The organism is Halomonas alkalicola (assembly GCF_030704205.1).
Taxonomy (GTDB): Bacteria; Pseudomonadota; Gammaproteobacteria; order Pseudomonadales; family Halomonadaceae; genus Halomonas; species Halomonas alkalicola.
This window is the reverse complement of sequence record NZ_CP131913.1, coordinates 3140141-3153529: the sequence shown is the minus strand read 5'-3', so window position 1 is coordinate 3153529 and position 13389 is coordinate 3140141. Positions and strand designations below refer to the sequence as shown.

Annotated in this window: 11 protein-coding genes; all 11 read right to left on the bottom strand. The window is 70.3% G+C overall.

Annotation, left to right across the window (positions count from 1 at the left end; translation table 11 throughout):
• Positions 1–100 precede the first annotated feature (100 nt).
• Positions 101–1396, bottom strand: coding sequence for an adenylosuccinate synthase (locus B6N23_RS14805; protein WP_119021643.1), 1296 nt, complete (start codon positions 1394–1396; stop codon positions 101–103).
• A 61-nt stretch (positions 1397–1457) separates the two neighbouring features.
• On the bottom strand, positions 1458–2633 hold the full coding sequence (locus B6N23_RS14800; protein ID WP_305500280.1) for an ATP phosphoribosyltransferase regulatory subunit: 1176 nt from the start codon (positions 2631–2633) through the stop codon (positions 1458–1460).
• A gap of 196 nt (positions 2634–2829) precedes the next feature.
• Entirely contained in the window at positions 2830–3714 is an 885-nt protein-coding gene (hflC, locus tag B6N23_RS14795) for a protease modulator HflC (RefSeq protein WP_305500277.1), read from the bottom strand.
• Positions 3715–4956 carry an FtsH protease activity modulator HflK gene (gene hflK / locus B6N23_RS14790; RefSeq protein WP_305500274.1) on the bottom strand — a complete coding sequence of 414 codons (1242 nt, stop codon included), beginning with the start codon at positions 4954–4956 and terminating at the stop codon, positions 3715–3717. It abuts the gene before it with no gap.
• A 134-nt stretch (positions 4957–5090) separates the two neighbouring features.
• Positions 5091–6419 (bottom strand): ribosome rescue GTPase HflX, encoded by a 1329-nt coding sequence (gene hflX / locus B6N23_RS14785; protein WP_169958884.1) that lies wholly within the window; start codon positions 6417–6419, stop codon positions 5091–5093.
• Positions 6420–6427: 8 nt separating this feature from the next.
• Positions 6428–6676 (bottom strand): RNA chaperone Hfq, encoded by a 249-nt coding sequence (gene hfq / locus B6N23_RS14780; protein ID WP_110069332.1) that lies wholly within the window; start codon positions 6674–6676, stop codon positions 6428–6430.
• A gap of 123 nt (positions 6677–6799) precedes the next feature.
• Positions 6800–7738: a tRNA (adenosine(37)-N6)-dimethylallyltransferase MiaA gene (miaA, locus tag B6N23_RS14775; protein WP_305500269.1), complete on the bottom strand. Its 939-nt coding sequence runs from the start codon at positions 7736–7738 to the stop codon at positions 6800–6802.
• Between the two features lie 187 nt (positions 7739–7925).
• Positions 7926–9896, bottom strand: coding sequence for a DNA mismatch repair endonuclease MutL (gene mutL, locus B6N23_RS14770; RefSeq protein WP_305500267.1), 1971 nt, complete (start codon positions 9894–9896; stop codon positions 7926–7928).
• A gap of 20 nt (positions 9897–9916) precedes the next feature.
• Positions 9917–11368 (bottom strand): N-acetylmuramoyl-L-alanine amidase, encoded by a 1452-nt coding sequence (locus B6N23_RS14765; protein WP_305500265.1) that lies wholly within the window; start codon positions 11366–11368, stop codon positions 9917–9919.
• Entirely contained in the window at positions 11365–11883 is a 519-nt protein-coding gene (tsaE, locus tag B6N23_RS14760) for a tRNA (adenosine(37)-N6)-threonylcarbamoyltransferase complex ATPase subunit type 1 TsaE (protein ID WP_110069328.1), read from the bottom strand. The genes B6N23_RS14765 and tsaE overlap by 4 nt, the downstream gene beginning before the upstream one ends.
• Positions 11864–13387 carry an NAD(P)H-hydrate dehydratase gene (locus tag B6N23_RS14755; RefSeq protein ID WP_305500260.1) on the bottom strand — a complete coding sequence of 508 codons (1524 nt, stop codon included), beginning with the start codon at positions 13385–13387 and terminating at the stop codon, positions 11864–11866. Before B6N23_RS14755 ends, tsaE begins: the two co-directional genes overlap by 20 nt.
• Positions 13388–13389: the final 2 nt, after the last annotated feature.

Below are 13389 nucleotides of genomic sequence, written 5' to 3'. Positions count from 1 at the left end.
TGTGATGCCGTCAACCCTGCGGCCATTCAGCAGAAGGCCCCGCTGCAGCGGGGCCTGGCGTGACCGGCCGGGGAAGTTCGGCGGTAAGCCGCGGCGGCGCTCAGCCCTCGAAGGGGTTGCGCAGCACGATGGTCTCGTTGCGATCCGGGCCGGTGGAGATGATGTCGATGCTGACGCCCACCTTCTCCTCCAGGTAGCGGATGTAGGCGCGGGCGTTGGCCGGCAGGTCCTCGACGCGCTGGGCGCCCAGGGTCGACTCGCTCCAGCCCGGCAGGTCCTCGTAGAGCGGCTCGATGGCCTCATAGCCCTCGGAGTCCACCGGGGTGTCGAGCACATCGCCATCCTTGCTGCGATAGCCCACGCAGACGCGGATGTTCTCGAGGCCGTCGAGCACGTCGAGCTTGGTCAGGCAGATGCCCGAGACCGAGTTGATCTGCACCGCATGGCGCAGGGCCACGGCGTCGAACCAGCCGCAGCGGCGCGGGCGGCCGGTGGTGGCGCCGAACTCGTGGCCACGCTCGGCCAGGTGACGGCCGTGGTCATCGAACAGCTCGGTGGGGAACGGGCCGGAGCCGACCCGGGTGGTGTAGGCCTTGGTGATGCCCAGCACGTAGTCCAGGTAGAGCGGGCCGACGCCGGAACCGGTGGCGGTACCGCCGGCGGTGGTGTTGGAGCTGGTCACGAAGGGGTAGGTGCCGTGGTCGATGTCCAGCAGCGAGCCCTGGGCGCCCTCGAAGAGGATGTTTTCGCCCGCCTTGCGGTAGTCGTGGACCAGGCCCACGGTGTCGCAGACCATGGGGCGCAGCTCCTCGGCCATCTCCATGGCGCTGTCCAGCACCTGCTGGAAGTCCACCGGCTGCTCGCCGTGGTAATTGACCAGCACGAAGTTGTGGTAGTCGAGCACCTCGCCGAGCTTGGAGGCGAAGCGCTCCCGGTGCAGCATGTCGCCCAGGCGCAGGCCGCGGCGGGCCACCTTGTCCTCGTAGGCCGGGCCGATGCCGCGCCCGGTGGTGCCGATCTTGGCCACGCCGCGGGCCTTCTCACGGGCCTGGTCGAGGCGCACGTGGTAGGGCAGGATCAGCGGACAGGCCGGCGACAGGCGCAGGCGCTCACGCACCGGCACGCCCTTGGCCTCCAGCTCGCGGATCTCCTTGATCAGCGCGTCAGGCGAGAGCACCACGCCGTTGCCGATCACGCAGGTCTTGTCCTTGCGCAGGATGCCGGAGGGAATCAGGTGCAGGACGGTCTTCTCGCCGTCGATCACCAGGGTGTGGCCGGCGTTGTGACCGCCCTGGAAGCGCACCACGGCGGCGGCGGATTCGGTGAGCAGGTCGACGACCTTGCCCTTGCCCTCGTCACCCCACTGGGTGCCCAGTACGACTACGTTCTTGCCCATTGCTCTCTCGTCTCTCGTTGCCGCGCGGCGGCAGGCCGTCGCGCCCAAGGTTTAACCCAGTCTACAGTGCCACGGCCTGCCAGTGGCCATCGATCAACACCAGCTCACGGTCGCAGCGATGCTCGGCCGGTCCGGTGCGCTGCCCCGGCAGGGCCTGGACCACCCGCTCGCCCTGCCCGCGCAGGGCCACCACGGTCTCGTGCAGGCCCTCGCCCTCGGCCGGCGCCCAGATGCCGTCGCACGGCGGCTCCGAGGGGCTGAGCCCCGCCAGCAGCTTGAGGTCCATGGAGAAGCCGGTGGCCGGCCGGGCGCGCCCGAAGGCGCGTCCGGTGTCGTCATAGCGGCCGCCCTTGGCCAGCGCCTGGCCGTAGCCGGGCACATAGGCGGCGAACATCATGCCGGTATGGTAGGCGTAGCCGCGCAGCTCGCCCAGGTCGAAGTAGGGCGCCACCTCCGGGTGGCTGGCCAGCACGCCCTGATGCAGGGCGCGCAGCTGCTCCAGCGCCGCGCCCACGGCGGCGGGCGCCTCGGCGAAGGCCTCGCGGGCCTCCTCGAGCACCTCGGCACCGCCGTGCAGGCGGCCCAGCGCCAGGAACATCTCGGCCAGGGCCGGATCCTCGACGCTCTCGGCGACCCGCTCGGCGATCTCGCCGGGGCTCTTCAGCTCCAGGGCCTCGAACAGGGCTCGCTCGGCGTCGCCCGCCAGGCCCGCCGCCTGCACCAGGCTGCGGTAGATGCCGATATGGCCCAGCGCCAGGTGAATCTCGCCGGCGCCGGCGGCGGTAAGGCTGGCCAGCGCCAGGTGGAGGATCTCCAGGTCCGCCTCGATGCCGGCGTGGCCGAACAGCTCCACCCCCACCTGCACCGGGCTGCGGCCGCCCTGGTGCTGGTCGGCGGTGGCCCGCAGCACGTTGGTGCAGTAGCAGAGGCGCACCGGCCCCTGGCGCTTCAGGGAGTGGGCGTCCATGCGCGCCACCTGGGGGGTGACGTCGGCACTGATGCCCATCATGCGTCCGGTGAGCTGGTCGGTGAGCTTGAAGGTCTGCAGGGCCAGGTCGGAGCCGGTGCCGGTGAGCAGGGAGTCGAGAAACTCCGCGGTGGGCGGCATCACCTGGTCGTAGCCCCAGCGGTGGTAGAGGTCGAGCAGCGCGCGGCGCAGCTCCTCCATCCGGCTTGCCTGAGGCGGCAGCACCTCGTCCATGCCGTCGGGCAGCAGCCAGCGGTCAGCGATGGTCATGTGAATCATCCTGCTAGGCAGTGAAAATGGCCGTGAAGCCGTATGACAGGCGCTCGAGCCGAGGCCTCGGCGAGCGTCTCACGTGCAACAGGGCCTGCGCGGTCTTGCGACAGGCGGCCACAAAAAAACCGGGCCACGCCCGGTTGCAGGAGTCTACCACGTTTGCGCCGGGGATGAACCCCGGCGCGTCTCGCTGTCACTCCGCGCCGGAGGGCATGGCGCTCTTCAGGTAGCGGAAGAAGTCGCTGGAGGGATCCAGCACCAGCATGTTGCCGTCACCCTGGAAGCTCTCGCGGTAGGCGTTCAGGCTGCGCCAGAAGGTGAAGAACTCCTGGTCCTGGGAGTAGGACTCCGCGAAGATCGCCGCGGCCTCGGCATCACCCTCACCGCGCAGGGTCTCGGCCCGCTCGGTGGCCTGGGCCAGCAGCACCTGGCGACGACGGTCGGCGTTGGCGCGGATGCGCTCGGACTCTTCCTGACCCTGGGCGCGCCACTCGCGGGCCTCCCGCTCACGCTCGGAGCGCATGCGGTCAAAGACCGCGGCGGAGACATCGTCGGGCAGGTCGATGCGCTTGACGCGCACGTCGACGATAGCGACACCCAGCTCCTCGCGCAGCAGGGCATCGAGGTCCTGGGTCGGGCCGATCATCAGATCGTCGCGGCGCTCGGCGATGATCTGCTGGAGGTCCAGGCGACCGAACTCGTTACGCAGGCTCTCGTCGACCCGCGGCTGGATCAGGCGCACGGCCATCATCTCGTCGCCGGCGGTGGCCTCGTAGTAGCGGGTCGGATTGACCACCTGCCACTTGACGTAGGAGTCGACGATCACCGCCTTCTGCTCCAGGGTCAGGTAGCGGCTGGTGTCGGTGTCCAGGGTCAGCACCCGGGTGTCGAACTTGCGCACCGTCTGGGTGATCGGCACCTTGAAGTGCAGGCCCGGCTGGATGTTCTCCTCGATGACCTCACCGAAGCGCAGCTTGACGGCACGTTCGGTCTCGTCGACCACGTAGAGGCTGTTGCTGGCCAGCCAGGCCACGGCGGCCAGGCCGCCGACGATGAGCAGGGAACGATTATTGATCATTTAGCGGCCCTCCCTGCGGATTCCACTGTTGCTGCTGCTCGAGGTGGTCTGGCCGGAGCGCAGACGCTCCAGGACCCTCGGGTCGAGCTCGCCCTGCTCGCCCAGGCGCTCGCCGGAGGCCGAGGTGCCGCCGCTGCCGCCGCCATTGCCCATCTGGTCGAGGGGCAGGTACATCAGCGGGCTGTCGGAAGCCACGTCCACCAGGACCTTGGGCGTGCTGCTGAAGACATCGGCGATGGCATCCAGGTAGAGGCGCTCGCGCATCACGGCGGGCGACTGCTGGTACTGGGCAAGCAGCGCGGTGAAGCGGTTGGCCTGACCGCGGGCCTCGGCTACCACCGACTCGCGGTAACCCTGACCCTGCTCGACCAGGCGCTGCGCCTGACCCTGGGCCTCGGGGATGATGGCGTTGGCGTAGGCCATGCCCTGGTTGATGGTCCGCTGGCGGTCCTCACGGGCCCGGATGACGTCGTCGAAGGCGTCGATGACCGGGGCCGGGGCCGAGGTGGACTCGATGTTGATGGTCTGCAGGCGGATGCCGGTGCCGTAGCTGTCCAGGTAGGACTGCAGACGGCTGGACACGGAGCTGCCGAGGATCTCACGACCGGAGGTCAGGATCTCGATCATGTCGGTGCCGCCGACCACGTGGCGCAGGGCGGAATCCAGCGCGTTCTCGATGGAGAGCTGCGGGTTGCGCACGTTGAGCACGAAGTCGCGCGGGTTGGCGACCTGGTACTGGGCCGAGATCTCGACCTCGACGATGTTCTCGTCGCGGGTCAGCATCGACTGGGTCTGGGTCAGCGAGCGCACGCGGGTCACGTTGACCATGCGCACGTCGTCGATCAGCGGCGGGTTCCAGTGCAGGCCGGGGCTGACCACTTCCTGGAACTTGCCGAAGCGCAGCACCACGCCCCGCTCGGACTGGTCCACCAGGTAGAAACCGGAGGCCGCCCAGATCGCCAGCGCCACCACGACCAGCAGGCCAGGCAGCGCGAAGGTGTTGCGCGGCTTGCCGCCTCCCCCCTTGCCGCCCTTGCCGCCCTTGCCGCCGCGGCCGCCGAGCATGCCGTTGAGCTTGTCCTGAAACTTCTTCAGGGCCTCATCGAGGTCGGGTGGGCCCTGGTTGCCGCCGCGGTTGCCACCGCCGCCACCATTGCCACCGCCTCCGTTGCCGCCGCGTCGGCCACCACCACTCCAGGGGTCGTGCTGGTTGCCACCGCCACCAGGCTCATTCCAGGCCATAGGTCTTCTCCACTATGCGTTACTGCCCCGGCCGGCAAGCCGGCCGGGGCCTCGGTTGCGATCCTGTCGGCGCCCCTCCATCCGGGACGGTGGCGCCCGTCGTCCATGTCGTCGTTGTTATCAGCCGCCCGCTGCTAGTCTGCCCCCTGCTCTTCCCAGGCCTCGCGGTCGTGCAGGGCCTCGGGGAGATAATCATCGGCGCGCTCGCCGAGTCGCGACATCAGCTGCAGGAAGTCGCGCCGCGGCAGGCGCACCTGCAGCCGGGTGTCGCCCTGCTCGTCGAAGGCCTCTTCACGCACTGCCCCCAGTTCGTGAAGGGCCGCACGCAGGCGGCCCTGGGCCGGCCCCAGGCTGAGGGAGAAGTCGAGGACGTCGTCCGCCAGCCGCTCGGCCAGGGCCTGGGCCAGCAGGTCCAGCCCCCTGCCCTCCTGCGCCGAGAGCCACACCACCTCGGGGCGCCCCTCGCCGTCGCGCTCGATGCGCGGCGCGCTGTCGAGCAGGTCGATCTTGTTCATCACCTTGAGCATCGGCACCTCGAGGGCGCCGATCTCGTCGAGCACCAGCTCGACCTGCTGCACGTTGAGCTCGCGGTCCGGGTCGGCGGCATCGATCACATGCACCAGCAGGGTCGCCTCGGCGGCCTCCTGCAGGGTGGCGCGAAACGCCTCCACCAGCTTGTGGGGCAGGTGGCGGATGAAGCCGACGGTATCGGCCAGCACCACCGGGCCCACGTCCTCGACCTCCAGGCGCCGCAGCGTCGGGTCGAGGGTAGCGAAGAGCTGGTCGGCCGCATAGACCTCGGAGGAGGTCAGGGCGTTGAAGAGCGTTGACTTGCCCGCGTTGGTGTAGCCCACCAGGGAGACGCTGGGAATCTCGGCCCGGGCCCGGGAGCGACGGTTCTGCTCGCGCTGGCCGCGCACCTTGTCGAGGCGCTTGTGGATCGACTTGATGCGGGCGCGCAGCAGGCGGCGGTCGGTCTCCAGCTGGGTCTCGCCGGGACCGCGCAGTCCGATACCGCCCTTCTGGCGCTCCAGGTGGGTCCAGCCGCGTACCAGGCGGGTCGACATGTATTCCAACTGGGCGAGCTCCACCTGCAGCTTGCCCTCGTGGGTACGCGCCCGCTGGGCGAATATATCGAGGATCAGGCCGGTGCGGTCGAGCACCCGGCACTTGAGCTCACGCTCGAGATTGCGCTCCTGGGAGGGGCTCAGGGCGTGGTTGAAGATCACCAGCTCGGCACCGTGCACCGTCTTGGCCTCGCGGAGCTCCTCCAGCTTGCCGGAGCCCACGAAGGTACGCGGATCCGGCCGCTGACGGCTGCCGGTCAGCAGGGTGGCCGGCACGGCGCCGGCGGAGCGGACGAGCTCGAGGAACTCGCCTGCATCCTCGCGCTTCTGTTCGTCCTGGAAGTCCACATGGACGAGGACGGCCGTTTCACCGGCGTCGGGGCGTTCAAAAAACAATCACTACCTCACTGACTGTCCTGCGGCGCGGCAGGGTCCTGGGCCGGCAGACGCACGTTGCGTGACGGCACCACGGTGGAGATGGCGTGCTTGTAGACCATCTGGCTCACGGTGTTGCGCAGCAGGATGACGAACTGGTCGAAAGATTCGATCTGGCCCTGCAGCTTGATGCCGTTGACCAGGAAAATCGATACCGGGATGCGCTCCTTGCGCAGGATGTTCAGGTACGGATCTTGAAGGGACTGCCCTTTGGACATGTTGCTCTCCCTGAAATTGTCTCTGGGGTTGATGTTATTTCGTGGCGTACTGCTGTTGCCTCACTGGCATCGCCGACGCCGCGAGGGGCCCGGCTACCCGGCTCGTGAAAGGCGTATCATACGCTAAGTGCCGAAATCGCGCACGAGTTTCAGCACTTCGCCCAGGGGGTCAGGCCCCAGGCTGTCGACCCAGGCAAGCCCCTCCCAGCTGCGCATCCAGGTCAGCTGGCGCTTGGCCAGCTGGCGGGTCGCGACGATACCGCGATGGCGCAGGGTCTCGCGATCATACTCGCCGTCGAGATAGGCCCAGACCTGGCGATAGCCGACGCTCTTCATCGATGGCAGCTCCGGGTGCAGATCGCCGCGCGCCTTGAGTGCCGCCACCTCCTCGATGAAACCGCCGGCCAGCATGGCGTCGAAGCGTCGGGCGATGCGCTCGTGCAGCACGGCGCGATCCGCCGGGGCGAGCCCTATCGACAGCGTGCGCCAGGGAAAGGTTTCAGGCCGCTGCTCGGCCCACAGCTCGCTCAGCGGCCGGCCGCTGAGCCGATACACCTCCAGCGCCCGCATCAGCCGCTGGGGATCGTTGGGGTGGATGCGGGCCGCCGAGGCCGGATCGACCCGGGCGAGCGCCTGGTGCAGGGCGGCAAGGCCATGTGCCGCAGCCTCGGCCTCAAGCTCGGCGCGCACCGCCGGATCCGAGGAGGGCAGGTTGGCCACCCCGTGCAGCAGCTGCTTCAGGTACATCATGGTGCCGCCGACCAGCAGCGGCACCCGGCCTGACGCCGTGATCTCGGCCATCTCGCGCAGGGCATCCTCGCGGAAATCCGCCGCCGAGTAGGGTTCGGCGGGGTCGAGGATGTCGATCAGCCGATGGGGCGCCCGGGCGAGCTCCTCCGCGGAGGGCTTGGCGCTGCCGATATCCATACCGCGGTAGACCATGGCGGAGTCGACGCTGATCAGCTCGCAGCCGAGCCGCTCGTGGAGCGCGATGGCGAGGTCGGTCTTGCCGGCGGCGGTGGGCCCCACCAGCAGGATGGCGGGAGGACGGGTATCTGGCATTGCGTATCAGCCGCTCTTTTCAATCAATTGCATGACTTACAGATTAAGGAGCTTGCCTGGCGACAGGCCTCCGCGAGGGCGCTGTAAATACCTCCCTGTACGCTACTTTTTCCTTCCCTGGAAAAAGACCCTCGCTGCGACCTGCCCCCAGCGCTCCTGGAAAGCCCGGAGGCAATGACAAGGGCAACTACTGCCCCCTCATGAAGAGGCGGTCCAGGTCCTTCATGCTCATCTCGGTCCAGGTGGGGCGACCGTGGTTGCACCGGCCGCTGCGCTCGGTGCGCTCCATGTCGCGCAGCAGGGCATTCATCTCGGCCAGGCTCAGCTGGCGATTGGCACGCACGCTGCCGTGGCAGGCCATGGTGGCCAGCAGCTCGTTGACGTGGGCCTCGATACGGTCCGAGCGGCCGTAGCGCTCGAGGTCCCCCAGCATCTCGCGGATCAGGGGCTCCACGTCGGCGTCGATCAGCAGCGCCGGCAGCTGGCGCACCAGCAGGGTCTCGGGGCCGGCCACGTCGAGCTCGACACCGAAGCGGGCAAAGGCCTCGCGCTCCGCCTCGGCGGTGGCCACCTCGGCCGGGCTGGCGGCCAGCGACACCGGCACCAGCAGCGGCTGGGCATCGAGACGCCCACCGTGCACCTGGGTCTTCATGCGCTCGTAGACGATGCGCTCGTGGGCGGCGTGCATGTCCACCAGGATCAGGCCGCGCTCGCTCTGGGCGAGGATATAGACGCCATGCAGCTGGGCGATGGCGTAGCCCAGCGGGGGCGCCCGGGTGTCGTCGGCCTCCGGCAGCACCGGGCGGTGGGCCTCCTGCAGGGTCCGGCGCTCGGCCAGGGCCACCTCGGCGGCCGCACCCCCGACCCCGGCGCCCGGAGCGGCGGGCTGCGGCGTCAGCAGCATCTCCTCGTGACCGGGATGCAGCGCCCGATAGCCCTCCATGAAGGCGCGGACGCGATCGGGCGTCACCCGCTCGCCCTCCTCCCGGCCCGGCAGCGCCATAGGCTGCTGCTGCCAGCGCCCGGCGCTCTCGCGCACCTGCCCTGCCTCAGCGGTGCGCGGCGTCTCATCCGCAGCGACAGGTTCCCGGGCCTCCTCCAGGTCATGGCCGGCCCCCGGCTGGCCGGCCCCCGGCTGGCCGGCCCGCGCCTCCCCCAGGGCGCGATGCAGGCTGGAGAAGAGGAAGTCGTGGACCAGGCGGCCGTCGCGGAAGCGCACCTCGTGCTTGGTGGGGTGAACGTTGACATCCACCACCGACGGCTCCACCTCCAGGTAGAGCACGAAGACCGGATGGCGCCCGCTGAACAGCACGTCGCGGTAGGCCTGGCGCACGGCATGGGCCACCAGGCGGTCGCGCACCACCCGGCCGTTAACGAAGAAGTACTGCTGGTCGGCCTGGGCCCGGGAGTGGGTAGGCAGGCCCACCCAGCCCCACAGGCGCAGCCCCGAGGCCGCGAGGTCCAGGTGCAAGGCGTTCTCCAGGAAGGCACGGCCGAGCAGCGAGGCGATGCGCCGCTCGCGGGAGGCCTGGTCCTCGCCGGGACGCAGCTGGTGGAGGGTCTTCTGGTTGTGGCGCAGCGTCCAGCCGATGTCGTAGCGGGAGAGCGCCTGGCGGCGGAAGGCCTCCTCGACGTGGCCGAACTCGGTCTTCTCGGTGCGCAGGAACTTGCGCCGCGCCGGGGTATTGAAAAAGAGGTCGCGCACGGTCACCGAGGTGCCGCGGGCGTGGGGGGCCGGGCTGACCCGCGGCTCCATGTTGCGCCCCTCGGCCACCACCCGCCAGCCGGCGGTGGGGTCCTCATCGGCGTTGGAGACCAGCTCCAGGCGCGATACCGAGCTGATCGAGGCCAGCGCCTCGCCGCGAAAGCCGAGGCTCGCCACGCCCTCGAGCTCCTCCAGGGAGACGATCTTGCTGGTGGCGTGGCGCGACAGCGCCAACGGCAGGTCGGCCTCGCCGATGCCGCTGCCGTCGTCGCGCACGCGAATCAGGCGCGTGCCGCCGGCCTCGAGCTCGACCTCGATGCGGCGGCTGCCGGCATCGATGGCGTTCTCGACCAGCTCCTTGACCACCGAGGCGGGGCGTTCCACCACCTCGCCGGCGGCGATCTGGTTGGCCAGCCTCGGGTCGAGGACCCGGATGGGGCGCGGTTCGCTCATATCACTGCCTGCCCTTCGATTCAGGAGCGCGGGATGCGCAGTACCTGTCCCACACGGATCACGTCGCCATTGAGCTCGTTGGCCTGCTTGAGCCGATCCGTGGAGACGTTGTGCCGGGCGGCGATCTGCGAGAGCGTATCGCCGGGTTGGATGCGGTACTCGTTGCCGCCGGTGGTGCGGTTGTTGTCGCGCTGCCAGGCCAGCAGGCTGGCCGGCGGCGGGTTGCGCCGGAAGTGATCCTGCAGGCCCGCGAAGATCGCCCGGGCCAGGCCCTGCTGATGGTTCGGATCGCGCAGCCGGCGCTCCTCGTCCGGGTTGGAGATGAAGCCGGTCTCGATCAGTAGCGACGGGATATCCGGCGACTTCAGCACCATGAAGCCGGCCTGCTCCACCCGGTTGCGATGCAGGCGGTTGACCCGGCCCAGCTGGTCGAGCACCTGGCCGCCGATGGAGAGCGAGTCGTTGAGGGTGGCGGTCATGGTCAGGTCGAGCAGCACGCCGCGCAGCACCTCGTCCTTGTCCTTGAGGGAGAGGTTGCCGTCGACGCCGCCGATCAGGTCGGCGCGGTTCTCGCTGGCCGCCAGCCCCAGCCACTGGGCGGTCTCCGAGGTGGCGCCACGCTGGGAGAGTGCATAGACCGAGCTGCCCTGGGGACGGGGGCTGGTGAAGGCGTCGGCGTGGATGGAGACGAAGAAGTCGGCCTTCTGGTCCCGGGCGATCTGGGTGCGCTGGCGCAGGCCGATGTAGTAGTCACCGTCGCGGATCATCACCGCCCGGAACCCCTCCGCCTCGTCCACCAGCCGCTGCAGGCGCCGCGAGATCTGCATCACCACGTCCTTCTCACGGGTGCCGCCGGGGCCGATGGCCCCGGGATCCTCGCCGCCGTGGCCGGGGTCGATGGCGATGATGATATCGCGCCGGGGATGGGGCTGGGCCTGCTGCAGGGCCACCGCCGGCTCCGGGCTCACCTGGGCCGGGGCACCGCTCGATTCAGCGCGGGCGCGGTTGGCGGCGATCTCCTGCTCGCGGATCATCGCCTCGATGGGGTCGATGGGGTCCTGCACGGCGCTCTCGCCGGGGTACTCGAGATCCACCACCAGGCGGTGGCCATACTGGTCATTGGGCGCCAGGGTGAAGTGGCGGGGCTCCACGTCGCGCTCGAGCTCCAGCACCACGCGCAGGCCGTTGCCGTCGCGCGTACCGCTGCGAATGCGGCTGATGGCGCTGCCGGCGAGGTCGATGCCGGCCAGGTCGGCGGCCATGCGGCTGTCGTCGAGGTCGATCACCAGGCGCCGCGGGTTGTCGAGCGCGAAGATATTGGCCTGGGTCGGCGAGGCGAGGTCGAACACCAGGCGGGCATGGTCCGGCGCCGCCCACAGGCGCACGTTCTCCACCTCGGCGGCCTTGAGGCCTGCCAGGGGAAGCCACAGCAGGGTGGCGGCCAGCAGGCCGCGAAGTAGCCACTTGCTCATGGTGCGGTGTCGCCTCCCCTGGCGTCATCGGGTTCCTTGCGGAGGCTGGCGGCCAGCTCCGGCATGGCCGCCAGCCTGGCCAGCAGCTGCTCGCCCCGCGCGGTGAAGGCCTCGAGCCGAGCCTCCCGGCCCACCTCGGCCAGCGACAGGGCGATGCGCAGATCGGGCTCGGGCAGCCAGCCCTCGCCGCGCCCGGGCCACTCCACGAGGCACAGGACATCCTCGCCCAAGAGGTCGCGCCCCCCGATGAACTCCAGCTCCTCGGGGTCACCCAGCCGATAGAGGTCGAAATGGTGGACCCGCACCCCGTCCAGCTCATAGGGCTCCACCAGGGTATAGGTGGGGCTCTTCACGGCGCCACGGTGGCCATAGGCCCGCAGCACGCCGCGGGCCAGGGTGGTCTTGCCGGCGCCCAGCTCCCCCTCGAGATAGACCAGGCCACGCCCCTCCAGGGCCCGCCCCAGGCACTCGCCCAGGCTCACCTGGCGCGCTTCATCATCGAGTCGCAGCAGCATCGTCACCGCCCATCGTCGGGTTGACCAGAATTCGCGCATAGGATGCCAGATCACCGGCCAGCAGACCACGCTCCCCGGCCTTCGCCGCGGCGAGATCCGCGGCCCGGGCATGCACCAGCACCAGCACGCCCAGGCGGGCCGCGGCCTCCAGCGGCACCCCCTGGGCCAGCAGCGCACCGAGCATGCCGGAGAGCGCATCGCCCATCCCGCCGCTGGCCATGCCGGGGTTGCCGAAGGGGCAGACGGCAAGCCCCGCGGGCCCCGCCACCAGGGTACCGGCTCCCTTGAGCACCACCACGCCGCCGAAGCGCTCGCGCAGCGCCAGGGCCGCGGCGGGGCGGTCCGCCTCCACCTCGGCAGCCGTGCCGCCGAGCAGGCGGGCCGCCTCGCCGGGGTGAGGGGTGAGGATCCAATCGTCGCGGGTGTGCCCTGAAAAGCGCGCCGCCAGCAGGTTGAGGCCATCGGCATCCACCACCAGCGGCCGGCCGGACGCCAGCGCCGCCTGCAGCACGCCCTGGCCCCAGCTGCCCTGCCCCAGGCCCGGGCCCACCACCAGCGCGTCGGCCTGGCGAGGCAGCTCGCCGAGATCGCCGGCCCCGCGCACCCCGTGGGCCATCACCTCGGGGCTGCGAACCAGGCTTGCCGTGACGTGCTCGGGCGCGGTGGCCAGGCTCACCTTGCCGGCCCCCAGCCGGGCGCTCGCCTCGGCGGCGAGCAGCGCCGCCCCGCCGAAGCCCGGCGCGCCGCCCAGGATCAGCACATGGCCGCAGTCGCCCTTGTGGGCGGTCCGCCGCCGCGGCGGCAGCCAGGCCCGGATCAGCGCTTCCTCCAGCCGCCATGCCGCCGGCACCAGGTCCTCCTCGGCCCCGGCATCCACGCCCAGCGCGCAAAAATGGTGTTCGCCGACGTGATCCGCCGCCGCCCCGGTGTGGAGCCCCAGCTTGTCGCCGATGAAGGTGACCGTCGCGGTGGCACGCACCGCCTCCCCCAGCACCGCGCCGGTGTCGGCATGCAGCCCGGAAGGGATATCGACGGCGTACACCGGCCGGCCCGAGGCATTGATGGCGGCGATGGCTTCCCGGAAGGCGCCGCGCACCTCCCCGGTGAGTCCGGTGCCGAGCAGCGCATCCACCACCAGCTCCCCCTCCAGCGCCATGCCGGCGCGCCACGGCTCGGCGCCCACGCCGGCCGCCGTGGCCATGTCGGCGGCGAGCCGGGCATCGCCTGCGAGCTCGTCGATGCCCTTGAGCAGGATACGCTGCACGGCCAGGCCCTCAGCGGCGGCCAGGGCCGCGAGCACATGGCCATCGCCGCCGTTGTTGCCGGCACCGCACAGCACCGTGAGCCGGCGCACCCCGGGCCAGCGCTGGCGCAGCAGCTGCCAGGCGGCGACGCTGGCCCGCTGCATCAGGGCGAAGCCGGCGATGCCGCCGGCGATGGTGCGCCGGTCGAGCTCGCGCACCTGCTCGGCGCGGTAGAGGGGGAGCAGGGTCTCGTCAGACATCC

Bases quoted from the DNA above. Each gene is read 5' to 3' on its own strand.
- B6N23_RS14805 (WP_119021643.1), bottom strand. From the start codon at position 1,396: ATGGGCAAGAACGTAGTCGTACTGGGCACCCAGTGGGGTGACGAGGGC.
- B6N23_RS14800 (WP_305500280.1), bottom strand. From the start codon at position 2,633: ATGACCATCGCTGACCGCTGGCTGCTGCCCGACGGCATGGACGAGGTG.
- hflC (WP_305500277.1), bottom strand. From the start codon at position 3,714: ATGATCAATAATCGTTCCCTGCTCATCGTCGGCGGCCTGGCCGCCGTG.
- hflK (WP_305500274.1), bottom strand. From the start codon at position 4,956: ATGGCCTGGAATGAGCCTGGTGGCGGTGGCAACCAGCACGACCCCTGG.
- hfq (WP_110069332.1), bottom strand. From the start codon at position 6,676: ATGTCCAAAGGGCAGTCCCTTCAAGATCCGTACCTGAACATCCTGCGC.
- miaA (WP_305500269.1), bottom strand. From the start codon at position 7,738: ATGCCAGATACCCGTCCTCCCGCCATCCTGCTGGTGGGGCCCACCGCC.
- mutL (WP_305500267.1), bottom strand. From the start codon at position 9,896: ATGAGCGAACCGCGCCCCATCCGGGTCCTCGACCCGAGGCTGGCCAAC.
- B6N23_RS14765 (WP_305500265.1), bottom strand. From the start codon at position 11,368: ATGAGCAAGTGGCTACTTCGCGGCCTGCTGGCCGCCACCCTGCTGTGG.
- tsaE (WP_110069328.1), bottom strand. From the start codon at position 11,883: ATGCTGCTGCGACTCGATGATGAAGCGCGCCAGGTGAGCCTGGGCGAG.
- B6N23_RS14755 (WP_305500260.1), bottom strand. From the start codon at position 13,387: ATGTCTGACGAGACCCTGCTCCCCCTCTACCGCGCCGAGCAGGTGCGC.